Consider the following 22,393-nt stretch of genomic DNA (forward strand, 5'->3'; position numbering starts at 1 on the left):
ACGGCGCCGTCACCCTGGCAGCCATCCGGTTATGGCTCAGGACATGATCCGCCGGACAGAACCTAGGTGACGCGCTGAGGTGCCGGACGCCAAGGGCGGGCAGAAGTTGAGTCAACGGTCAACCAGCCGTGGACGCGGGGCCTCACCCGTGGATTTCGCGTCGGTTTCGTCGGTGCCGACCGGGCCGCGGGGAAGCATCCAGTCTAGCCACTTCGGCAGCCACCAGTTGGTCCGGCCGAGGAGTGTCATGGTCGCCGGTACCAGCACCATGCGTACGACCGTGGCGTCGATGAAGATCGCGGTGGCCAGGCCGAGCCCGAACATTTTGGTGGAGGGGTCCTCGGCGACGGCGAAGGACAGGAAGACCGCCACCATGATGAGGGCGGCCGAGGTGATGATCCGGGCGGTGCGCGAGACGCCCTCAACGATCGCCGTGCCGTTGTCGCCGGTGCGCAGGTACTCCTCGCGTACGCGGGAGAGGAGGAACACCTCGTAGTCCATCGACAGGCCGAACAGGATGGCGAAGAGGAACATCGGGATGAACGACACGATCGGAACCGTCGCTTCCAGCCCGATGAGTGCGCCTCCCCAGCCCCACTGGAAGACCGCGACCATGATGCCGTAGGCCGCGCCGATGCTCAGCAGATTCAGCAGTACCGCCTTGAGCGGTACGAGTATCGAGCGGAAGACCAGCATCAGCAGCAGGAACGACATCGCCAGCACGGCGGCGACGAACACCGGCAGGCGTTGGCTGGTGCGTTGGCCCACATCGGACAGGCTCGCGGCGGCGCCGCCGACGTGGGCCCTGGCCGGGCCGTGCCCGATCGCCGTGGGCAGCACGTCGGTGCGCAGCCGGGCGATGGTGTCGGCCGTGGCCTTGTCCTGAGGGCTGGTGGTCGGGAACACCACGAGGGTCGCGATGCCGGTGGCCCGATCGATGTGCGTCGGCGCGACGGATGCGATGCCCGGATCCGCCGCGACCGTTGCGACGAGTCGGTCCAGCACTCCCGGATCACCGGTGTGGTCCGCGGCGATGACGAGGGGACCGTTGGTGCCCGGGCCGAACCCCTCGGCGACGAGGTCGTAGGCCCGGCGCTCGGTACGGCTGTGGGGCAGTGAGCCGTCGTCGGGCAGGCCGACGCGCAGGCCGAGCACGGGCAGCGTCGCGGTCAGCAGCAGCCCCGCCGCGCCGACCGCGTACGGCACCGGGTGCTGGCTGACGTGCCCGATCCAGCGACGCCACCCGGCGGCGTGGGCGGCGCCTGCCGCCGGGTCCCGCCGCCGTGCGAGTCGGCCCAGCTTCCTGGTCTGCAGAGCCCGGCCGATCCGGCCGGCCCGGGCCAGGCGCGGGCCCGCCGCGCCGAGGAAGGCCGGCAGCAGCGTTACCGACGCGAGCACCATCGTCAGGACGACGATCGAGACGGCAACCCCGCCCACCGTCATGAACGGCACGTTCGCGACCGCCAGGCCGAGGATCGACACGACGACGGTGCCGCCGGCGAAGACCACCGGCCGCCCCGCCGTTGCCACCGCTCGTCCGGCCGCCGCCTGCGGATCGAGCCCGCACGCGAGGTACTCCCGGTGCCTGGCGAGCACGAACAGCGCGTAGTCGATGCCCACTCCGAGCCCGACCATGCTGCCCAGGACCGGTGCGAAGGTGGGGACCTCTGTCACCCCCGCCAGTACCGTCATCGTGGCGACCCCGACGGTCAGCCCGAAGACCGCCATGCCGATCGGCAGCGCGGCGGCGACGAGCGAACCGAACGCCAGGAACAGGATCGCGGCCGCGGCGAGGAGGCCGATCAGCTCGCTCGCGCCGCCGTCGGGGTCGGAGAAGACGTAGAAGAGGTTCCCGCCCATCTCGATGCGCAGCGGCAGCTCGGCGCGCAGCCGGTCGCCGAGATCGACGAGGGCGTCGAGGTCTTCGGCCGACAGCCGGCTCTGGTCGGGGTACTGCACCCGGACGACCGCGATCCGCCCGTCGGCCGAAACGAGGCCGCCGCGCACGGCGGTGTCCCCGCCCGCGTCGAGCGCCCCCGCCGGGTCGCTCGTGCCGAGCACGTGCGGCAGCCGCTTCACCTCGGCCCGCAGCCGCGTGAGAGCGGCGCGCGCGCCGTCGTCGTCGTCGTCGTCGAAGAACGTCGCACCGTCGTCGAGGGGGGTGACGACCACTTGGGCGGTCATCCCCTCCTGGCCGGTGCCTGCCCGCTCGATCAGTTCCGCGGCCCGTCGGGAGTCCAGTCCCGGAGCGGTCATCGAGTCCGCGGTCCGCCCGCCGAAGGCGACGGCGGCGAGGACGGCGAGCGTGGCGGCGATCAGCCATGCCGCGATCACCCGCCAGGGATGGCGGGCGGCGCTTGCGCCCAGGCGCAACAGGGCTTTCGAGAGCATCGGGTCCTCCAACCACCTCGTCGGCCGTCCTTGTACGGCCGCCGATGCCGAGGCTCGTCGCCACGGCGCTCCGCGGCATCGGCCCGCGGGCCGCGGATCCCTCGGCCCCGGGGCGGAGTGACGACCCGTCCTTTCGGCCGATGCGCGGCACGCCGCGGTCCCTAGGCTGAGAACCGTGCTCCGAGACGACCTGCGAACCCTGTGGACCGAACCCCGGCCGCCCGACGCGCCCGCCCGGGTGCGGCGGGACTGGGCGCTGCTCGCCGCGGGCCTTGCCGGTGTGGCGCTGGAGGCCACCCTGCGCGAGAACGTCGTGTGGCGGCCGGTGGCGGTGGTGTTCGCCGTATGGCTGTGCCTGCTGCCCCTGTGGCGCCGGACCCGCCCGCTGGCGATGGTGACGCTGGCGTTCGGCTCGGTGATCCTGCTTCCGGTGGCCTCGCTCGTCGCCGCACCGCGCGAGCCCGTCGGCCTGTACACCGGCGGGGTCGTGCTCGTGCTGGTGTACGCGCTGCCCCGGTGGGGATCGGGACGCGAGATCGTGCTGGGCGGCGCGGTGATCCTCGCGGCCGGCGCGCTGTGTGTCGTCACGGACGAGACCCCGGTCGTCGAAAAGGTCGTGGGCTTCGTCTTCCTGCTGCTGCCCGGCGTGGTCGGGGCTGCCGTGCGGTTCCGGGTGACCGCTCGCGAGCGGCAGTTGGAGCAGGTGCGCTCCCGCGAGCGCGAGCAGCTCGCCCGGGAACTGCACGACACGGTGGCCCACCACGTGTCGGCCATGGTGATCATCGCCCAGGCGGGCCGGGTGCTCGCGGGCACCGACCCGTCCGCCGCCGTCGAGGCGCTGGAGGGGGTCGAGGAGGAAGGGGCGCGCACGCTGGAGGAAATGCGCGCCATGGTCGCCGCGCTGCGCGACCGCGGGGTCGGCGCCGAGCTGGCGCCCCCTGCCGGAGTCGCGGATCTGGAGCGCCTGGTGCGCACCCCGGGTGATCGCCTCAGGGTCGACCTGGGGCTCGACGGCGAACTGGACGCGCTGCCCGCGGCCGTGGACGCGGCCGTCTACCGGATCGTGCAGGAGTCGGTGACCAACGCGCTGCGCCATGCGGTCGACGCGACCGAGCTCGTCGTTCGGGTCGCCGCGGAACGGCACACGGTACGGGTGAGCGTGCGCGACAACGGCCGGCGCACCGGCCGGGGTCGCGACGGATACGGACTTACCGGACTGCGCGAGCGCGCGACCCTGCTCGGCGGCACACTACGAGCCGGCCCGGGTACCGACCGGGGCTGGCATGTCGAAGCCGAACTGCCGAGAGCGAGGAGCGAGAGCGGTGTCCATTCGCGTCCTCGTCGCTGACGACCAGACGATCATCCGCACCGGGTTGCGGATCATGCTGAACGCCCAGCCCGGCATCGAGGTGGTCGGCGAGGCCGCCGACGGGCGGGAAGCGGTACGTCTGGCCCGCGAACTACGCCCCGATGTCTGCCTGTTCGACATCCGCATGCCCGTACTCGACGGGCTCGAGGCCACCCGGCTGGTCGCCGGCCCGGGCGTCGCCGACCCGCTGGCCGTGGTCGTCATCACCACGTTCGACCTCGACGAGTACGTCTACGGCTCACTGCGTGCCGGCGCCCGCGGATTCCTCCTCAAGGACACGGGACCGGACCTTCTGGCGCAGGCCGTACGGTCGGCGTCCGACGGTGAGGCGCTCATCGCGCCCAGCGTCACCGTCCGTCTGCTCCAGGCATTCGCGGACCTGCCCGCCGGCCGGCCCGTGGCCCAGCCGGTCTCCCCCGTCACCGCCCGCGAGGAGCAGGTGCTCCTCGCCGTCGCTCGCGGGCTGACCAACACCGAGATCGCCGATGCACTGCACATCAGCCTCAGCACGGTGAAGACGCATCTGGCCAGCCTGATGGCCAAACTCGGCGCCCGTAACCGGGTCGAGATCGCGATGTGGGCCTACGAAACGCGCCGTGTCCTCCCCGGAACCTGAGCCGGGTGCCGGGCCATGTCCCGTGAGTCCCCGCCCGGACATCAGTGCACGGTCGGCTCACGTCGGCTCCACGTGCCTCACCCGCCCCTGAGCGTGACGTACCAGGAGGCCGGAACTGGGACGGTGAGACACCCGATACGACAAGACTCCCGACAGCTACCTCGCCAGTCTCCACCTGCACGCCTCGATGATCTGGATCAAAGACCTCACCAGGACCACCCGATGATCACGACTCGATACGCGGCCTAGTACGGGCGCCCGGCGCAGGGCGCACCCGCGTCGGGTCCGGCCGGCACCTGTCCGGCCGGACCCGTGAGCCGTCCCCGGCCCCGCCCGATCACATGCCGAGCGCGCGGCGCAGGCCCGCTCGGTCGGTTCCCAGTTTGGTGAAGACGGCGGACAGCAGTTTCGACACGGCATCCTCTCCGATGCCGAACTCGGCGGCGATCGCCGCGTTGTCGAGTCCGAGCGCGGCATGACGGGCTGCCACGCTCTCCGCTTCGGAGAGGGTGTCCTGTTCCCTGCTCTGGCGGCGACGCGGGCGCAGTCCGGCGGCGGCGAGCTCTGTCCGGGCGCGGGTTGCGAGGCCGTCGGCGCCGCAGCCGGTCGCGGCTTCCATGCCGGAGTAGAGCTGGTGGGCGGCGCGCTCCAGGTTGCCGAGGGCGTGCAGGGCGGCGCCGTGGTCGATGAGCGCGTGGGCGAGTTCGTACGCGGCCGGCGACGTCTCGAGGTGCTCGACGGCTTCCTGGAGGAGGACGACCGCCTCGGCCGGGTCGGTGGTCGCCGCCTGGACGCGCAGTGCGTGACCGATGACGCCGGCGGTTCCGAACGCGCGGGCGCGCGCAACGGCGTCTTGTGCGGTGGCACGGGCCTTCTCGGGTTGATGCTTGGCCTGCGCCAGGGCGAGGTCGAGTTGCCAGGGGCTCCACGCGGGGTTGCGTGTGCCTCGGCTGTCGAGGCGCTGGCCGGCTTCAGCGAGCTGCCGCTCGGCCTCGTCGTTCATGCCGCGGGCCAGGAGGAGCTTGCCCCAGACGGCTTGGGGGTCGGGGTAGATGACCGAGTTGGGGAAGTCCTTTCCGAAGTCGTAGGACTCGGCGACGCGCTGGGCCTCTGCAAGGTCTCCGTGGGCGAGTTGGGTCTCGATGAGGGTGCCGACCGCCTGCCACTGCGCGGGGATTCCGCGCCCCACCCGGTCGGCGATCTCGAGTCCCTGGCGTACGAAGTCCTCTGCTTCGGTAAGCCGACCGCGCCGGTAGCGGACGTAGCCGAGCAGGGTGTAGGCGAAGGACAGGTGCGCGCCGCGCCATCCTCGTGCTTCGAACTCGGTGATGGCATCGCTGAACAGTTCTTCGGCCCTGCCCGGCTGATCGCAGTACATGAGGGTGAGAGCAATGACGGCCGGCACCTCGAACCCGAAGTCCTGGTCGGTCCATCTCAGACCGCCGTCCAGAGCTCGTTCCGCGTACTGCAGTGCCCTGGCAGAGGGTTCACCGCGCATCACGCAGTCCCAGCCGCGCAGCCCCAGGATGTGGCGTTCGGCCAGGCTGCGGCCGGTGAGGCGCTTGGCGAACTGGGCCAGCAGCCGGGAGCGGGCCGGTGAGTCCTGCTCGTCGACGCGGACCGCATTCCATCTGAACTGCTCGGCCTGCATACGCAGTTTGGTGCGGGCGCTGGAGGTGCGGCGGGCCTCCTCCGCGAGAAGTTCGGTCGCCTGTACCAACTTGCCGGTGTGGGCGAGGGCTTGGGCGAGCCGGTAGACGACCGCTTCCCGTAGACCCTGTTCGATCTTGGGCTCTTCCAGTGCGGCCCGCAGGTGGTTGACGGTCGTGGTGGGTTCATGGAGAAGACTGGCTGAACCGAGTTCGAACAGCACTTGGGCCCGGTCCTCGGGAACCGGCGGTTCACGCAGAGCGCGGGCCAGATAGCGGCGGGCGGCGTCGGGGGCTCCGGCGGAAAAGTTCTCGCGGGCGGCCTGGCGCAACTGCTGCACGACCCAGGGGTCGCCTTCCGGGTGCATCTCCAGCATGTGGCGGGCGGCGGCCCCGGCGCCGAGGCCGGCGTCGATCACGGTCCTCGCCGCCATGCCGTGCATGGCGACGCGTACCCCTGGAGGGATGGACCGGTACACGGCGGTGGCGATCAGCGGGTGGAAGAACTCCACGACCTCCTCGCGTTTCACCGTGGTCAGGACCGTCAGGATGCGCGCGGCGTGCAGTTGGTCGATGGCCTCGTTGATCTGCGCGTCGCCGAGCGCGGCGACGCTCGCCGCAATCCTTGTGGAAATGCCGGTGCCCAGCACCGCGGCAGCCCATGCGAGCCGGACTGTGGAGGGCCCGAGCTGTTCGAGCCGTTCGATGAGCCCGCTGCCCTTGACGGCTGAGGCGAGATCACGGAGATGGGGAATGTTGTCCCGCAGTGGCCTCAGGCCACGGTCGCGGGCCTTCGCGGTGAGCTCGACGACCTCGAACGGGTTCCCGCCGGTGATCGCCCAGCATTCCCGGCAGAACAGGTCGTCGGCGCCGTCGCCGAGGGCGTTGCGCACTATGCGCGCCACCGCACTCGGTGTGAGGGGCTCCAGCCGGTGCGGGCGCGCACCGTGGCGCGAGGCCAGGGTGTGCAGCACGGTGGCGTCGGGAGGGAGCTCATCCGGCCTGCAGGCCACGACGATCAGCATCCCCAGCTCCTGGGCTCGTGTCGCGAAGGCGGTGAGCCACGCGAGGGATTCCGCGTCTGCCCAGTGCGCGTCGTCGAGGATCAGCACGACGGGCGGGGAACGCACCGACAGTCGGGTGACGACCCAGTCGAGACCGTCGCGCACTCCCTGGGGGTCGGGTGCGGCACCGTCCTGCGGGGCGGTCAGACCGATCGCCGGTGCGACGATGCCGTACCAGTGCCCCAGGATCTCGCGGTGCTCGCCCTCGCTCATGGCGGCGACCGTGGGCTGGATGAGCTGGCGCACCACATGGAACGGCACCTGCTTCTCCTGCTCGCCGCCGCGCGCGGACAGCACCGTGCAGCCGCGTTCGGTGGCGTGCCTGCGGGCTTCGGCGAGCAGGGTCGTCTTGCCCAGGCCGGCTGGTGCTGCGAAGACGAGCACACCGCCCCGCCGCGCACCCGAGCCGTTGGCCGAGGCTCCGCACAACTGACCCAACGCAAGCTGGATTGCGTGGACTTCGGATTCCCGTTCGAGAATGGGCTGATCAGCCCACCCTTGCTGCTCCACGACCTGTGTCACCTCTTGGCCCCCTCAAGCGCGTGCCGCCGAGTGTACGGTCAGAGGGGTGGGGTGATACTCCTTACGACCATTTTCAGGGAATTCGGCCACTCATTCGTGGGTGGACCTGTACCCTTCGCTGACGCAGCCGCAGGCACGGATTCGTGAGACGTCCGGAGATCGCCGCGAAGGTGCCAAGGACCGTATTCCGTCAGTGTCGTGCCAGGGGAATCATGGCCAGCGCATCCGGCTGAGGGATACCTCCGGGAACATTGCGCACAGTGGTACCCGGGGCGTGGACCAACCGCCACCGGGACGCCACGGTCGCCACGGCGATCACGATCTCCGACGCAGCGAAGGAATCCCCGATGCACTTGTGCTGACCGGCCCCGAACGGAATGAACCTGTGCGGGCGTGGCCGATCCGCCGAGTCGGTGCTCCAGCGATCCGGATCGAATTTCCCGGGCTCGTGGTACAGCGCGGGGTCCCGATGGAGCGCGTAGGGGCTGTAACCCAGTTCGGCTCCGGCCGGGATCGAGACGCCACCGAGCTTGACCGGAACAAGGGCGCGCCTGGTGAACAGAAGCGGCGAATGCAGGCGAAGCGCCTCCTGGAAGACGTTGTTCGTATACGTGAGACCGGCGAGGTCAGAGGGACGGACGGGCCGCGTGCCGATCACTTCGTCGACTTCGTCGTGCAGGCGCTTCTCCACCTCTGGATGACGGGCGAGTTCATGGAAGATCCAGGACAGCACCGTGGCCGAGGTTTCCGTCGCGGCGAAGAAGATGGAGATCACTTCGTCCCTCACCTGTTCGTCGCTCATCGTCTCGCCCGTCTCGGCGTCCACCGTGGACAACAGCAGGGACAGAAAGTCGTCACGGCCCGACCCTTCGGTGCCGTACCGCACGATCACCTCGTCGATGATCCGGCGCAGCCGTGCGGCGGCCGTGTCGAACCGGCGGTTCATCGTGATCGGGAACCGGTCCAGCGCCTTCGGCATGATCGCTCGCCTCAGGATGCCCTCCACGAGCACGGGGAACGAGCGGTGCACTTCCTCGACAGCCGACCGCCCGAGGTCGCCGGAGAAGATCATTGCCGCGACCGAGGACAGCGCGAACCGGCGCATTTCAGTCGTCACCGAGATCTCTTGACCGGCGGTCCACGACGTGGACATCTCGTCCGCCAGGCGGCACATCATTTCCGCGTAGGCGGTGATGTGATTCCGGTGGAACGCCGGTTGCAGCAGACGGCGCTGCCTGCGGTGGAACTCACCGTCAGCCAGCGGAAGACCGTTGCCGAACAGCGGGCGCAACCTGTCGAAGACCCTGCCGCGTCCGAAGTTCTTCGCGTCACCGACCAGTACGGTCTGGATCAGCTCCGGGCTGGTGAGCACGTGGACGGGCCATGTGGCCACGTCGACCCTCACGACGTCGCCGTGCGTCCGCAGCGACTCCAGGAACGCTATCGGCCTGCGCCACAACTGCAGCGCGTGGCCGAGGACGGGAAGGCCCCCCGGAGCCACCGCCGCCTCGCCTGACGGGTTGACGTGTGCCACGGGCCACCTCTCCGTCGTACCGCTCATATTCCCGGGACCAGATCCGGGCGGGTGTACGTGGACTCGAGGCCCGCGACCCACCGTTCATCGTTGTAGCGGGTGCACTCGTACCGCTGCCAGAGGTCCGCGCCGATCATCCAGTCCTGATAGCTCTTCACGCAGCGCGCGACCCCGGCGCGCGCCGAGGGGTCCGTCACCCCGAGAGTGTCCAGCACGTCGGGCAGCCCCTGTGCCGCGGTCAGGAAGTCCTCCACGCGGGAGCGGGTGCGCTCCTGGACGGCGAGCACGGCCTCCGGCAGTGAGCACTCGTTCCACCAGGCAAGGAGGGAAACCAGGTTGTTGTTGTCCCCACAGGAGAACTCCTTGCGCAGGGAGAAGACGTCGTTGCCCCATGAGATGACGTCCAGGGCACTGCTCATGAGGTCCTGGAACGCGGAGCTGTCGTACACCTCCGGGGGCACTTCGACGCCCAGGCCGGCCTCCACCATGTCCATCATCGGCAGCAGTTGGGAGCTGTGCCGGCGCATGCGCACGTAGTCCTCGATCGTCGGCTGCTGTGCGGCATTCCGGTTGACCGCCTCCTGGTCGAGGGAGCGCAGCATGAGGGGGATGTGCGCTCGGTAGCGCTCCCTGATGGTCGTCGGCATCTCGGAAAGAATGCGGTCGCACAGGTCGATGAACCCGACCACCAGCGGATTCTCGCGCAGCTGGGGCGCACTGTCGACCTGCCCCGTGGCGAGGTACCCGGTGATGGCATCGGTGAGGGGAGGCCAGGCCTCCAGCCGCTCCGCCCTGATGAGGTGGTCGTGCTGGTCGTCGAGTACGAACGACCAGGCCATCCACTCGGCAAGCAGCACGACGTGCCGGTAGGGCGCCTCTTGACACACCCGCCCGGAAAGGTGCCCGAAGCCGATGCCCGCGAACTGCTCCGCCGCGTCGGTGATCAGCCCATGGCGCAGCGCCCACGAGGTCGCCTCGCTGTTGGCCCGACCCGACTGCGGATGCTTGGCGGATTCGAACGGGAGGTAAAAGTCCGGAATGGTGAAGGAGTCAAGAAGGGCCATAAATCTCTCCATAAGGAATCCGAATTCGCCACTTCCCGCCGGAATGGTTCTCGCGTTCACGACCAGGCGATCACGCCTCAACACGCTGTGCTCCCTATGGACTTGCGATCACTCCGGCGGCAGAATTGGTCGTTTTGTATGTCCACGCGAGAACATCCGACACTTCATGTGGCCAATTAACGCGCGGATCCGAGCAGACTGTCAATATAATCCGGCCGCGGAATTCCGAGACACATTGGGCAATCGCCAGGTGACTATTCAATGGGTCATATGCGAATGCCATAATTGTGGCGCCGGGGAGGCCGACGAGTCGTCCACACACGCGGGACGCGCGCCCCCCACAGGACAGCCCCAGGTCAGATGGGCAGTCGCCGCAGCTTCAGCACCGGTGGCAGCTGGACGTGTGGACGAGGGCAGGCGATGGGCAGGGCCGGCGGGGAGGGAGCAGCGGGCGCGCGGGAGTCCGTCGCGCGCCCGCGTCCGTTCTCGCGCGCCGACGTTTCGCCCGACGCGCCACCCAGGTTCAATTGCCCGTTTCCAACGGTTTCCCCGAATCGGCTGGGCGCATGTAACCAGCCGCTGCGGCGCAGACAGACATGCGCGTTCTCCCGGCCACCGGTGCCCGCGCGTTCGAGCGAACAGGGCCGCCGAGGGTCCGCCCGCTTCCCCGCCATTCCCCACGGCGCCCTCGCCCTCAGCAGTGAGCTCTTTCAGCGTTGCGGTCGGGACGCGGCTGGGGCCATCATCTTCACCGTGCCGCAGACCGACCCGCAGCGAAGTCGTCACGGTCGTCTCCCTGGTGTCCTCCAGGGAAAGGTGGCCGGAACTCGGTGAGCAGGAGAGCGATGTCGTCGGCTCGGTACGAGAAGCTGCGGGCGTTGTGCAGAAGCCGGTCGGCGAGTTCGTCCAGCGAGTCCGCACGGGCGTGGGCCAAGGACGCTCGCAGCCGGTCGATCCCCACGTCGATATCGGTTCCGGGTTCCTCGACCAGTCCGTCGGTGTAGAGGGCGAGGACGGATCCCGGTGGGAGGGCGATCCGGGTTTCGGGGTAGGCGCTCGCGCGCTCCACACCAAGGATCGGGCCGACCTCCAGGTCAAGGACATCGGTCGTCCCGTCGGGGCGGCGGAGCAAGGGTGGGGGGTGGCCGGCGGTGACGGCGTAGGCATGGTGGTCTTGGGGGCCTTGGGGGTCGAAGTAGATGCAGCAGCAGCTGGCCAGCAGCCCGGGTCCGAGGTCGATGAGGGTTCGGTTGACACCCGTCAGCACATCGCCCGGCATGGGCCCCACGGCCGCGAACGCCCGCACCGCACTGCGCAACTGGGCCATGGTGGCAGCGGCGGCGATGCTGTGCCCCTCCACGTCTCCGATCACGAGACAGACCCCGCTCTCGGTGGGGATGATGTCGTACCAGTCGCCGCCGATGTCCATTCCGCTGGTGCCGGGCAGATAGCGCACGACGCTACGGATGCCCGGGACCCTTGGCAGCCGGTGCGGCAGGAGCGCCTTCTGCAGGCCACGCGCGAGGGCGAACTCCGAGTCGTAGAGCCGCGCTCGTTCCAGAGCCTGGGCGATCAGCCCGGCGAGTGCAGTGAGGACACCGCGGTCCCTCTCCGTGAACTGATGGATGTCGTCGAAGCCGAGGATGCAGGTGCCGACAGGGCGGCTGGAGGCGATCAGCGGGAGATACGCCCACGAGCTCACTTCGCCCGTGGGGATGCCCGGGTAGCCCCGGGAAAGGTCCTTCTGCGACTCGATGAAGAGCGGAGCGCCGGATGTCAGGGTCTCCGTGCCGGGCAGGCGGGCGTGCAGCGGTACGCCTTCCAGCCAGTCCAGGAAGTCTTCGTGGTGGCCGGTGTGGAAGAGCAGGTGCATCGTTCCGTCGCGGACCACGTAGATCGCCAGTTGCTGGCCTCCGAAGGCCGGCAGGAGCTGGTCGGAGACGACTTCACAGACTTCGCGGGCGGTGACCGCCTCGGTCAGCGCGCTCCCCAACTGCAGGACGTGGTACATGACGCCCAGGCGCGACGGCGCCGTGGCGGGTGATGCCGACGAGGCGGAAGTCGTCGAGTCCGGGGGTGGCCGACCGACGGGCACGACCCGGCCGGTCACTCCGTCCGCCTCCGGATGGAGGGAGAAGGAGAGCCACCGGTCGGGCGGGCGGCAGGCGAGGAAGGAGGCCGGCGACTGCGAGATCATCGCGGACCGGTGCCGGTACTCGACGTCGGGATCGGACAGCCAGGTCACAACATCCCAGAGGTAATGGCCCAGCAGCTCGTCGCCGGACGCGCCAAGCAGTCGCAGGGCACTGTGGTTGGCGTAGGTGACCCGTCCGTCGGGGGCGAGGGAGAAGACCCCGTCGCGCAGCCGCTCGACCGCTGCGACGGCCATGTGGCCGACCCGGGCGTCGACGACCGCCCCGACCAGGTGGGTGCCTGCCCGCGGGTCGTCGGCGTTCGGCACGCGGCCCCACAACTCGACCGTGCGGTACCCCTCACCGCCGTGCCCGGGGTCTGACAAGCGGACGCGCCTACTGGTGGTCCGGCCGTCCATGGCTGCCTCTCGGGCGAAGGCTCGGAAGGCAGTGAGATCTCCGGGGTGAAGGCGGGAAGCGAGCGTGTCGGCTCGTTGGTCGAAAGCATGAGGGTCGAGACCGCAGATTGCGCAGAGCTCGTCGTCCACCAGGAAGGTGCCGGTGCCGAGGTCCCACTGGAAGAAGCCGACCTGCACGGCAGCTCCGGAGGGAGCCGGGATCTCGACGGGGACCGTTTCCCCGTCGCATTCCACAGGATCGCCGGTACGGGCGCGGAGTGCGGCCAGGGAGTCGCCCAGCCGGCTGGCGACACTCCGCAGGTGGCGGCGCCGGGCCTTGGACAGCCCTTCGCTGCCTGGTGTTGCCGCCCGGACGATCGCCAGCGACCCGAAGGTCTCTCCGCCTGTGCCCACCGGCACGGAGCAGGAGCCGAAGGCGTACGGCAGGGCCACTGCGAGCTGCGGATACCGGCGCATCGTCTCCTCTGCGTCGGCCAGGTGGACCGTGCGCCCAAAGCTGTACGCCTCGGCGACCGGGATGGGGCCGTTCACCGGAATGAGGCGCCAGCCACCGAGCAGGGAGGGGGGCACGCCGCAGGTCGCGGCGAGCACGATCGACCGGCGGTCGCTGGAGCGCAGAAAGACACTGCCTCCGTAGGCGCCGGTTCTTTCGACGGCTTCGACGACGGCTGCGGCAAGTAGATCTTCCCGCTCCGCCGTCCCGCCGACGGTCATCCCGTCCATGCTTCCAGTGTGCGCAGGTCGGCACAGGTCAGCTCGGCAGCAACCCAGGGTGACGAACCGATTGCCGTTCGCAGGCTCCGCACCGGAGTACCTGCCGCGGAAATCCACGTATCCCCCGCCTCGGTGGGGCCTGCCCCGTACGGGGCTCCGCAGGGCGACTTCCCGAAGTCCGCACCGCCGCGCAGTTCGACGCCCATGCACCCGGTTGTCGTCGGCGTCGCGGATCACGTCAGTCGGCAATTCGTCCCAAGCGGCGAGTGGATCAACGCCGGGCCGCACCGTACGCGGCTCGAGTACGTGGTCGGCAGGCTCCTGCCGCCTCTCCCCCTGCTGCGCCCGGCGGCATTTGCGGCGGTGTGCCGGGCAGGTCAGGCTGCCCGGCACACACGCTCGTGCTGGTGGTCGGGGTGTGCTGACGACGGGCAGACACCCCGTTCACCGGCCGAGGGTCAGCGGCCCCGGTTCCAGGATTCGATGTCGACCGTGTTGCCGCGGTGGTCGCGCAGGACGGCCTCGTCGTAGCGGCTGTCCCACACGGAGGTGCGGCGGTCCTGGTAGAGGTCGGTGCGGGTGTCGCGACCCATGCCGGTGTGGACGCGGACGGTCGAGCGGCCGGCGAGGATGTAGTCGTCGAAGCAGTAGCGGTTGCCGTCGAGGTCGCGCAGGGTCCAGCCGTCCAGGTCGACCGAGCGGCGGCTGGTGTTGGTGATCTCGACCCATTCGGCGTTCAGGGACCGGTTGGAGCGAGTTTCGCGCCGGGGGCTGTCGGCATGCACGGCGCTGATCTCGACCCGCGGGTGCTGACGGTACCGGCGGTCGCGGTCGTCGTCGTGGGCGGAGGCCGGCAGAGCGACGACCGTGACAACGGCGCCGGCAGCGAGGACGGTCGCCATGACACGACGGGCGGTCGAAGAAGCAGACATGAGTTGATGTCCCCTCAAGTACAGGGCCCACAGCCGATCCAGGGCGGCGGGGGGCGATGCGGATTCCCGGCCGTGTCGGCCGAGAACCCACACACTGGAGCACTGGCGGAACCAACAGCCGACGCACCAGGCCGCGTTACCAATCACGGACACTTCTGTAACTGTCGCCCATATCGGTCGCGCGAGTGCCGGGCGGGGCCCTGACATTAACTGACCGCTACACCGACCGTTGAACCATCAACGGCGAGCCCCTACGCGCTTCGGCCCGCCACCCACTGCGCCACCCCGCACACGACCTGCCGGAGGCCGCAAGTCTCCGTAACAGCCGTTCTTCACGCTTCTTCGCACACCTGCGCCCGTGCCGTACGCGGGACCGGAACATCGAGGGCTTCTGCCGCGACGGGGGAACCGCGGCAGAAGCCCTCACTCCACCCCATGCCCCCACCCCAACCGGACCACTCCCACCAGGCACTCAACTGGCCGGAAGCTGCCACCTGCACGGCTCCGGCGCCGTCCGTGAGAGCGCTGCGCCGGTTCTACGACGTCCGCCGCACCTGCGCCGTGGATGTCAGTCGATCACCAGGACGACTTCCAGGCGTCGCGGGCCATGGACGCCTTCGACCCGGTCGAGTTCGATGTCGCTGGTGGCGGAGGGGCCGGAGATCCAGGTGAGCGGGCGGGTGGCGTCGAGCCGCGGCAGGGCCTGGGAGACGGAGGCGACCACCTGGTCGGAGGCGTTGACGACGCAGATGTGGAGATCGGGTACGAGAGTGAGGGCCCGGCGGCCTTGCCCGGGGCCGGCATCGAGGACGATGGTGCCTGTCTCGGCGACGGCCAGCGCACAGCCGGTGATCACGGCGTCGATGGAGTCGAGTTCGGCGGGAACCAGGGGGCCGGCGTCGAAGCACTGCTCGACTCGGGTGGAGGCCAGCCAGCCGCTGGGCAGGCCCGGCGGGACGACCACGGTGCGCGCGCCTTGGTCGGCGAGGAGCCGGCCGATGAGGGACGGAAGATGGTGCTCGGTGCTGCGGTGCACGACGGCCCGGTAGTCGGTGAGGTTCTCGTGGAGGAGGTCGAGCAACGCGGCGGGGTCGTCAGATGTGTGGCTCGCCAGGTAGTCGCGAGTGACCTCGGGGGCATCGGGGGCATCGGCGAGCGCACTGCGCACTTTGGCGAGAATGCGTTCGCGGGAGGAGGACCGAGAAGTCATGCGTGGTTCTTCTTCCACCAGTCGCGAAACGGTTCGGCGGGCAGGTCCGGCAGGTCCCGGCTGTTGGTCCACTGGCGCGTCCCGGGGCCGGGGAGGCGCTCGGGGTGCAGCTTCCGGGTCCTGGACGCGAGGCGCTCTCCGGCGGTGAGGGCGGCCGGGTGGTCGAGAAGCCAGGTCGCCGCCTTGATCGCGGCCTTCTCCAGCCGGTGGCCCCTGCCGCCCTGGTCGGCGACTTTCTCGCGCAGGTGGACCAGGACTTCCGGGATGTCGATGGCCACCGGGCAGACCTCGTAGCAGGCGCCGCACAAGGAGGACGCGTACGGCAGCGAGGCGTCGACCTCGGAGGCGATGCCGCGCAGTTGGGGGGTCAGGATGGCGCCGATGGGGCCGGGATAGGGGGAGCCGTAGGCGTGACCGCCGGCCCGTTCGTAGACCGGGCAGACGTTCAGGCACGCCGAGCAGCGGATGCAGCGCAGCGCCTGGCGTCCCACCTCGTCGGCGAGGGTGTCGGTGCGGCCGTTGTCCAGCAGGACCAGGTGGAACGTGCGGGGGCCGTCCCCGTCGGTGGTGCCCGTCCACATCGTGGTGTAGGGGTTCATCCGCTCGGCCGTGGAGGACCGGGGCAGCAGTTGGAGGAATACCTCGAGGTCGCGCCAGGTGGGGATGATCTTCTCGATGCCGACCACCGAGATGAGCGTCTCGGGCAGGGTCAGGCACATCCGCCCGTTGCCTTCTGATTCGACGACGACGAGCGTTCCGGTCTCGGCGATCATGAAGTTGGCGCCGGAGATGCCCACCTTGGCGCGGAGGAACTTCTCGCGCAGGTGGAGTCTCGCCGCCTCCGCGAGGTCGGCGGGGCGGTCGGTGAGGTCCTCCGGTGCCGGGCGTCCCCAACTTGCCATGTTGTCACGGAAGATGTCGCGGATCTCGCCCCGGTTGCGGTGGATGGCCGGGACGAGGATGTGGGAGGGCAGGTCGTCTCCGAGCTGGACGATCAGTTCGGCGAGGTCGGTCTCGTAGGCGCGGATCCCGGCCGCCTCGAGCGCCGTGTTGAGGCCGATCTCCTGGGTGGCCATGGACTTGACCTTGACGACCTCCGTCTCACCGGTGGCCTTCACGAGGTCCGCGACGATCCGGTTCGCCTCGTCGGCGTCGGCGGCCCAGTGCACGGTGCCGCCCGCGGCGGTGACGGCCTGCTCGACCTGCTCCAGGTAGCGGTCGAGGTGTCGCAGGGTGTGGTCCTTGATCTGTTTGCCGGCCTCGCGCAACTGTGGCCAGTCCTCGAGTTCGGCCACCGCCGCCGCACGCTTGGCGCGGATGGTGCGGGTCGCGTGCCGCAGATTGCCGCGAAGTGTCGTGTCGCGTACGGCGTCGCGTGCCGCCTTGGGGAAGGCCGGCATTCCCATGAAGGTCCCACTCATACCAGCGGCTCCTCTTCCGTGCTCGCGAGAATCTCCGCGAGGTGCAGTGTCCGCTGCGGCGCGTCCTGGCGGCGCAGCATGCCGCCGATGTGCATGAGGCACGAATTGTCGGCGCCGCAGAGCACGCCGGCGCCCGTGGACAGGGCGTTGCGGAGCTTGTCGGCGCCCATCGCCTCGGACACGTCAGGGTTCTTCACGGCGAAGGTTCCGCCGAAACCGCAGCATTCCTCGGCGCCCGGCAGTTCGATCAGTTCCAGACCCCTGACCGCTTGCAGCAGCCGGCGCGGCCGGTCACCGAGGCCGAGCATCCGCAGCCCGTGGCAGGAAGGGTGGTAGGTGACGGTGTGCGGGAAGTACGCGCCCGTGTCCGTCACACCCAGTACATCGACGAGGAACTCGGTCAGCTCGTAGACGTGCGGCACGAGCGATGCCGCGGCCTCGGCCAGTTCTTCGCCGCGGCCTTCGGCCTTCGCTCTGGCACCGATCCGGGGATAGTTGTCGCGAATCATGGCGACGCAGGAACCGGAAGGCGTGACCACGTGGTCGTAGTCGGCGAAGGCGCGGGCCGTGCGGCGGACCAGCGGTTCGGTCTCGCGCCGGTAACCGGTGTTGAACTGCGGCTGGCCGCAGCATGTCTGGGCAGCGGGGAAGTCCACATCGGCACCGAGGCGTTCGAGGAGTCTGACGGTGGCGATGGCCGTGGACGGGTAGAGGGCGTCGTTGACGCAGGTGGCGAACAGGGCGACGCGCATCAGTAGTTCCTCCGGGCCGGGGTGGGCCGGGCGGCAGCCGCGTCCCCCTGACGGGCGCGGCGTCGGCCCGGGCGCTCGGGCACCGCGCGCAGCTCATCGGTCATGTGCAGGCCGCCGACGAGCCGCAGCAGCAGCTCGAAGCATGCGCGCCCTCTCGCGCAGGTCCTCGTCCGGCACTGCCCTGATGGTCGTCGAACGCCGAGACCTGGGCGGCGTAGCGGCTCACCAGGTCGTCGACGTCGTCCAGGCGGTCCCGGACGACGGCGCGCAGCTCCTCTGATGCCGGAGCACCGGCATCGTCCGTCCTGCGCCCGCCGAAGGACGGCTCTGCGTCGCCGGCAGGGGGTGCGTTGTGCATGTGCCCATTATCGGCGAGGCTGAGCCGGCGGGGCCGGCGGGGCCGGCGGAAGTGGCCGCGGGCTCAGCGGCCCGTCCCCGTCGCACGACGCGCGGCAGCGCCGGGTGCTGATGTCCGGGTCGGCCGGCGATCTGGCCGCGGGAGTCCGGGCGACCGCGCCTCGATCGCCCGGCGCTGCGGGCAGCACGCCTGGCCGTCCACCGGCGCGGCGTGCGAGCCCTTACTCAGCGGGGACGGCGGCGGTCGTCTGGACACGGCCGTCGCCCCGGCCTGCGGTGACACCGTGACCTGGAAGTCGTCCGAACGCATACCGCTGATCTCTCCGGCCTGCGGCCGTCTGCCGACCCGGGCCACCGAAGAGGTCGGCGCGCCCCGCGACGTGCACCGGCTCCTGCTCGGCGACCGCGCGATCGGTGAGCAGCAGGCAGCGTCGGCAAGCGCCCGGTCCGGGCGAGCGCCTGCGGGACCGGCTCGGCGCCGTACGGCAGGACGCCCTGCCCAGCCTCCCCCACACTCGGCGCTTCGGCGCCGGGCCTCTCAGCCGCCGGCTGGGGCGGCAGCGGCGGGGGCCGCGTTGTGGGCGCCGGCCGCGCTGTCGACGGAAACCGTCGAACGCGCGCATGCGGCGTCCTGGCCAGAAGGCCTCGAGGAGGGTTGCCGCGATCACCGTGGGAGAGATCAGGACCGTAACCACAGCGCGGGGCACACCATGTTCACCATGTGGATGTGCCGATGGACGCAAGGCACCTGAACCGGCCTGGACGCGGCCGCTTGGAGTGTGCTGGAAGGCCGGGCCACCCGAGCGGCATCCGCAGGCAGCCGCACCTCAACCGTGCCCACACCCCCGGCAGACGGTCCGGCTCCGGCCGGCGGTACTCGAGTGACGGGTGGCTATGCGCCGTAGGTGAGGGTGGTCATCATGCCGGATTCCGAGTGGTAGGTGTTGTGACAGTGCAGCATCCAGTGGCCGGGGTTGTCGGCGTCGAAGTCGAGGACGAGTTTGTTGTGGGGCAGGACGGTGGCGGTGTCCTTACGGGCGCCGTGGGAGTCGATGCCGGCGAGGGCGTAGGTGTGGCCGTGGAGATGGACGGGGTGCCACATGTCGGTGGCGTTGATGACGACGAGCCGTACGCGTTCGCCGCGTTCGATGCGGTGGACGCGGTCGGGTGTGTAGGGGCGGTGGTCGATGCCCCAGTCGTAGTCCTCCATGCCGCCGGTGAACGTGACCTTGAGGATCCGGTCGGGTCTGCGCCGGTCGAGTTCAACGGATTCGTGGGGCCTGAGGCGGCGCGCCGACGGCAGGACGGCGCGCCGCAACTCCGCGGGGCGGGCGGTGGGGCCGGGAAGTGCGCCGCTTGCTGTGCGAAGGACGGCCATGGCGGCGCCGCCCTTCCCTTCGGCGAGGGCGGTGAGCGGGAAGACGCCGTCCTTCGCGGTGATCAGCACGTCGTACCGTTCGCCCATGCCCAGGAGCATGGAGTCGGTCCGGTGGTGACGTACGGGGAAACCGTCGCTGTGGGTGATCGTCATTTGATGACCGCCGAGGGCCACACGGAACGGTGTCTCGGCGCCCCCGTTGATGATGCGCAACCGGATCCGGTCGCCGGGTCTGGCTCTGAACTGGGTCGGATCGTCGGGTGTGCGTCCGTTGATCAGATAGTGCGGATACGCGACGTCGCCCGCATGGCCGCCGAGCAGTGCGCTCCGGGCACCCTTCATCAGCCGACCGGGCCCTTCTCCATGGTGCTGTGAGGGCGACGCGTCTTCCCGCTGCGGGGTGCGGTCGTCCTCGGGCGCGTGGGCCCTCGGCGGCCCGTACCCGGCCGCGATTCCTCCGGAGGGTTTGGACGGCGCGGGCCGGACGCCGTGGTTTTCCCCGCGCCGGTGCGCGGAGCCGTGGCTCATGGCGGGCTTGCCCTTGCGGAGTTGGTCGAAGACGTCCTCGGGGCTGGAGCCGCCGACCCCGTCGATCCAGTCGTCCAGCAGGACGATCCATTCCGCGTCGTAGGCGAGGGGCTCGTTGGGGTCGTCCACGATCAGCGGCGCGTACATCCCCCGGTCGATCTGCAGGCCCACGTGCGGGTGGAACCAGTAGGTGCCGGGGTGCGGCGCCTGGAAGCGGTAGGTGAACGATCCGCCCGGTTTGATGGGCGGCTGAGTAACGTCGGGCACGCCGTCCATGTCGTTGCGCAGGGCGATCCCGTGCCAGTGGACCGTGGTGGGTTCGGACAGGTGGTTGGCGAGCGTCATCTCGAGTGTGTCGCCGGCGGTGATCCGCACCGGCTTTCCGGGCAGTTCGCCGTTGTAGGTACAGGTCCTGACGGTGCGTCCGCCGCCGATCTCGACCGTGGCCGGTGTGGCGGTGAAGGTGCGGTTGCGGACCTTCCCTTCGGGGCTGGGCGTCCAAGTGGGCCGGACCTTCTTGCCGTCCGCGGAGACGGAGCCTCCTGGGCCGGCGTTGACGGCCTCCTTTCCGACACCGCCCGTGCGGTCCGCGTCGCCGCCCGAACAGGCGGTGAGCAGTGCGGTTCCGGCTGCGGCGATCCCGGCGCCGAGCACGGCACGCCGGGTGGGAGAGCTCGGGCGGATGTGATCCTGCCTGTACATGATCCTCCGGTCGGTCGCACGTGCGCGCATCCCGCCCCGGCTGATGGGCGGCGCCCCGGGCGGGGCTGACGCGGCACGAACCAGCATGGAGCACAATGCCAGAAACATCGGGTAGGAACGCATATGACCGTCTTGTCTGTCGCGCTGCGGGAATGGCCTCGGTCGGCGGCGGGGTGCACCGGCCGGACGCGCCCGCGCACAGGCCCGCAGGCGTCCACGGCACTTCCCGTACGACCACCGAACCGATCTGCGGGAGCCGGCCCGAAGGCACCGAGCCGCCGCGTCGCGTGAACGCGAAACGGGCGCCTCCGGTCCTGGTGGTGGGCACCCGTGGGCGACCCGGCCACGCCCGAAGCAGCGGGCGGGGAAAGGCCGCCGGCGCATCGGGCGCCCAGCGGCTCGGCAGGACTCCTACCCTTGACTCATGGACAGCGTGCCTCGTGACATCCCTGCCTCCGGTGCCGGCAATCCGCTGCAGCAGCTCTCCTTGGAGCAGCTCCGGCGGCGTACGAGCATGAAGTGGCGGGCGTATCCGGACGATGTGCTGCCGCTGTGGGTCGCCGAGATGGACGTGCCGCTCGCCGAGCCCGTCGCGAGGGCGATCACCGACGCCGTGACGCTCGGAGACACGGGATACCCGGCCGGGACGGGGTACGCCGAAGCGCTGGCCGAGTTCGCGAGCAAGCGCTGGAACTGGCACGGCCTCGCGGTGGAGCACACGGCGATCGTCCCGGACGTGATGCTCGGCATCGTCGAGATGCTCAAACTGGTCTCCGGTCCGAGCGATCCGGTGATCGTCAACTCCCCGGTGTATCCGCCGTTCTACCAGTTCGTCGGGAACATGGGCCGGCCGGTCGTCGAGGCCCCGCTCGGTGCGGACGGCCGCATCGACTTCCGCACGCTGGAGGACGCCTTCGGGCGAGCTGTCGCGGGCGGGGACCGGCCCGCGTATCTGCTGTGCAGCCCGCACAACCCGACCGGGACCCTGCACACCGCCGACGAGCTCGCGTGCGTGGCGGCGCTCGCGCGAACGTACGGCGTGCGTGTCGTCGCCGACGAGATCCACGCCCCGATCGTGGCACCGGGAGCGACTTTCGTGCCGTACCTGAGTGTGCCGGGCGCGCAGAGCGGCCTGTCGCTGATGTCGGCGTCCAAGGCGTGGAACCTGGCCGGCCTCAAGGCCGCCCTGGCCATCGCCGGCCCCGATGCGGCCGAAGACCTCGCCCGCGTCCCCGAAGAGGTCGGTCATGGCCCCAGCCACGTCGGCATCATCGCCCACACGGCGGCGCTGCGCAGCGGTGGCGACTGGCTCGACGCCCTGCTCGCCGGCCTCGACGGCAACCGCCGCCTGCTGGCGGGCCTGCTGGCCGAGCATCTGCCTGCCATGCGCTACAAACCGGCTCCGGCGACCTACCTGGCCTGGCTGGACTGCCGCTCGCTCGATCTGTGCGGCGACCCGGCGACCGTCTTCCTGGAGCGGGGGCGCGTCGCTCTTACCTCCGGCGCCGGCTTCGGCACCGGCGGCGCCGGCTTCGTCCGCATGAACCTGGCGGCCTCGGCCGAGGTGATCAGCGAGGCGGTGCACCGGATGGCCGCCGCCCTCGACTGACCAGGATGGCGCCAGGCACTGCGGCGACCA

The 22,393-nt window shown here is 70.2% G+C and carries 14 protein-coding genes; 3 read left to right on the plus strand and 11 right to left on the minus strand.

Annotated features, from left to right (window positions below):
* Positions 1-111: 111 nt before the first annotated feature.
* On the minus strand, positions 112-2,391 hold the full coding sequence (locus IE198_RS12050; protein ID WP_189885654.1) for an MMPL family transporter: 2,280 nt from the start codon (positions 2,389-2,391) through the stop codon (positions 112-114).
* Positions 2,392-2,566: 175 nt separating this feature from the next.
* Between IE198_RS12050 and IE198_RS12055 the strand changes: the two genes are divergently transcribed.
* Positions 2,567-3,739: a sensor histidine kinase gene (locus IE198_RS12055; RefSeq protein ID WP_189885656.1), complete on the plus strand. Its 1,173-nt coding sequence runs from the start codon at positions 2,567-2,569 to the stop codon at positions 3,737-3,739.
* A complete protein-coding gene (locus IE198_RS12060) occupies positions 3,714-4,376 on the plus strand; it encodes a response regulator (protein ID WP_189885658.1) in 663 nt (220 codons plus the stop codon). Before IE198_RS12055 ends, IE198_RS12060 begins: the two co-directional genes overlap by 26 nt.
* Positions 4,377-4,713: 337 nt before the next feature.
* Here IE198_RS12060 and IE198_RS12065 read toward each other — a convergent pair whose 3' ends face one another.
* The 10 genes from IE198_RS12065 to IE198_RS12110 all read right to left on the minus strand — a co-directional run bounded on the left by IE198_RS12065 (position 4,714) and on the right by IE198_RS12110 (position 20,754).
* Complete coding sequence (locus IE198_RS12065) at positions 4,714-7,599, minus strand: AAA family ATPase (RefSeq protein ID WP_189886036.1); 2,886 nt, start codon at positions 7,597-7,599, stop codon at positions 4,714-4,716.
* A gap of 202 nt (positions 7,600-7,801) precedes the next feature.
* Complete coding sequence (locus tag IE198_RS12070) at positions 7,802-9,145, minus strand: cytochrome P450 (RefSeq protein ID WP_229833857.1); 1,344 nt, start codon at positions 9,143-9,145, stop codon at positions 7,802-7,804.
* Between the two features lie 23 nt (positions 9,146-9,168).
* Positions 9,169-10,209 (minus strand): terpene synthase family protein, encoded by a 1,041-nt coding sequence (locus tag IE198_RS12075; RefSeq protein WP_189885663.1) that lies wholly within the window; start codon positions 10,207-10,209, stop codon positions 9,169-9,171.
* Positions 10,210-10,957: 748 nt separating this feature from the next.
* Positions 10,958-13,483: a SpoIIE family protein phosphatase gene (locus IE198_RS12080; protein ID WP_229833858.1), complete on the minus strand. Its 2,526-nt coding sequence runs from the start codon at positions 13,481-13,483 to the stop codon at positions 10,958-10,960.
* Positions 13,484-13,932: 449 nt separating this feature from the next.
* Positions 13,933-14,406, minus strand: coding sequence for a lamin tail domain-containing protein (locus tag IE198_RS12085; RefSeq protein ID WP_189885664.1), 474 nt, complete (start codon positions 14,404-14,406; stop codon positions 13,933-13,935).
* A 568-nt stretch (positions 14,407-14,974) separates the two neighbouring features.
* Positions 14,975-15,616 (minus strand): LutC/YkgG family protein, encoded by a 642-nt coding sequence (locus IE198_RS12090; protein WP_189885666.1) that lies wholly within the window; start codon positions 15,614-15,616, stop codon positions 14,975-14,977.
* A complete protein-coding gene (locus IE198_RS12095) occupies positions 15,613-17,037 on the minus strand; it encodes a LutB/LldF family L-lactate oxidation iron-sulfur protein (RefSeq protein WP_189885669.1) in 1,425 nt (474 codons plus the stop codon). Before IE198_RS12095 ends, IE198_RS12090 begins: the two co-directional genes overlap by 4 nt.
* The gene (locus IE198_RS12100; protein WP_189885671.1) at positions 17,034-17,789 is read right to left on the minus strand and encodes a (Fe-S)-binding protein; all 756 of its coding nucleotides are present in this window, start codon (positions 17,787-17,789) and stop codon (positions 17,034-17,036) included. Before IE198_RS12100 ends, IE198_RS12095 begins: the two co-directional genes overlap by 4 nt.
* A gap of 100 nt (positions 17,790-17,889) precedes the next feature.
* Entirely contained in the window at positions 17,890-18,147 is a 258-nt protein-coding gene (locus IE198_RS12105; RefSeq protein WP_189885673.1) for a hypothetical protein, read from the minus strand.
* 891 nt (positions 18,148-19,038) lie between these two features.
* Complete coding sequence (locus IE198_RS12110; protein WP_189885674.1) at positions 19,039-20,754, minus strand: multicopper oxidase family protein; 1,716 nt, start codon at positions 20,752-20,754, stop codon at positions 19,039-19,041.
* Between the two features lie 424 nt (positions 20,755-21,178).
* Between IE198_RS12110 and IE198_RS12115 the strand changes: the two genes are divergently transcribed.
* Entirely contained in the window at positions 21,179-22,363 is a 1,185-nt protein-coding gene (locus IE198_RS12115; RefSeq protein WP_189885676.1) for a MalY/PatB family protein, read from the plus strand.
* Positions 22,364-22,393 lie beyond the last annotated feature (30 nt).

The organism is Streptomyces xantholiticus (assembly GCF_014651015.1).
GTDB lineage: Bacteria > Actinomycetota > Actinomycetes > Streptomycetales > Streptomycetaceae > Streptomyces > Streptomyces xantholiticus.

Coding starts and splice junctions, on each gene's coding strand:
- IE198_RS12115 (WP_189885676.1), top strand. CDS start 21,179: ATGGACAGCGTGCCTCGTGACATCCCTGCCTCCGGTGCCGGCAATCCG.
- IE198_RS12085 (WP_189885664.1), bottom strand. CDS start 14,406: ATGTCTGCTTCTTCGACCGCCCGTCGTGTCATGGCGACCGTCCTCGCT.
- IE198_RS12095 (WP_189885669.1), bottom strand. CDS start 17,037: ATGAGTGGGACCTTCATGGGAATGCCGGCCTTCCCCAAGGCGGCACGC.
- IE198_RS12110 (WP_189885674.1), bottom strand. CDS start 20,754: ATGTACAGGCAGGATCACATCCGCCCGAGCTCTCCCACCCGGCGTGCC.
- IE198_RS12100 (WP_189885671.1), bottom strand. CDS start 17,789: ATGCGCGTCGCCCTGTTCGCCACCTGCGTCAACGACGCCCTCTACCCG.
- IE198_RS12075 (WP_189885663.1), bottom strand. CDS start 10,209: ATGGCCCTTCTTGACTCCTTCACCATTCCGGACTTTTACCTCCCGTTC.
- IE198_RS12105 (WP_189885673.1), bottom strand. CDS start 18,147: ATGCACAACGCACCCCCTGCCGGCGACGCAGAGCCGTCCTTCGGCGGG.
- IE198_RS12080 (WP_229833858.1), bottom strand. CDS start 13,483: ATGGACGGGATGACCGTCGGCGGGACGGCGGAGCGGGAAGATCTACTT.
- IE198_RS12050 (WP_189885654.1), bottom strand. CDS start 2,391: ATGCTCTCGAAAGCCCTGTTGCGCCTGGGCGCAAGCGCCGCCCGCCAT.
- IE198_RS12090 (WP_189885666.1), bottom strand. CDS start 15,616: ATGACTTCTCGGTCCTCCTCCCGCGAACGCATTCTCGCCAAAGTGCGC.